1 protein-coding gene is annotated in these 832 nt (G+C 57.6%); it reads right to left on the bottom strand.

Annotation, left to right across the window (positions count from 1 at the left end; all coding sequences use genetic code 11):
• Window positions 1-810, bottom strand: an 810-nt coding sequence (locus EOA85_RS36360) for an EscU/YscU/HrcU family type III secretion system export apparatus switch protein (RefSeq protein WP_245486401.1), incomplete at its 3' end; no start/stop codon positions are given.
• Window positions 811-832: the final 22 nt, after the last annotated feature.

Raw genomic sequence — 832 nt, 5'->3', positions numbered from 1 at the left:
CAAGTCTGCGGCAAAGAATGCTTTCGCGACAGGCTGGAAATATTGCATAGGAACCGCGTGGCCGAGTTTTGTAGTGCTTATCAGCTGACGCGCTAAGACATGGTCATGGACGATCGTCAGGCGTAGTGCCCGCGCCTCACTCAGCACATGTGAAACGCGCTCACCTTCGGCACGGCAAACTAAGAACGGCACCCCGGTTTCACCGCGAACGTAACGCAGACCGATCAGGACCGCCCTTCCTGTTAAGACCAGCGTGGCGCGATGCACGCCAAGCGCAGGCTCGTCGGCCGCCTCCTCGCGGATGCGACGCTGTTCACCTTTCAACTCTGGCGCTCCTTGCTGATCCTTCGACTCGCGCGTCACTTCGGTATTGGTCATGCGCATTTCGCGCAGATACAACGCGCGCTGGAGCAGGAGATCGATCAGTCCGCCGACCAGCAGTGCGCCGGCGCCAATTCCCATCAGCAATTTTGTCTCCATAAAGATGAGGCCAACACAGCCCATGCCGCAGATCGGCAGAGGGACCATTGTCTTCCACATCCCGAGAAGGACAATGGAAAAGGTTGCGCTGAGAACCAATACCTTGAACATGGTCTTGCAGACTTCGACCATGGAACGAGCAGACCCCAAGCGCTTCAGCCCTTCAAAGGGGTCAATTTTCTTAAAGCTGAGCTTCATCGGCTCCAGAGAGAAGACAAATCCACCATTGGCTAGCAGGCTGGCCAAAATCACCGCGGCGACGAGGGTTCCAAGCAGCGGGCCAACAGCCGCGACGGTGAGTTGGACGAGCACAACCAATGCCTGCGGCACCGCGGTATCGAAAGGTAGGCTC

This window comes from Mesorhizobium sp. M5C.F.Ca.IN.020.29.1.1, from assembly GCF_003997375.1.
Taxonomy (GTDB): Bacteria; Pseudomonadota; Alphaproteobacteria; order Rhizobiales; family Rhizobiaceae; genus Mesorhizobium; species Mesorhizobium wenxiniae.
The sequence above is the reverse complement of the archived record's forward strand: the minus strand, read 5'-3'. Positions and strand labels throughout refer to the sequence as shown.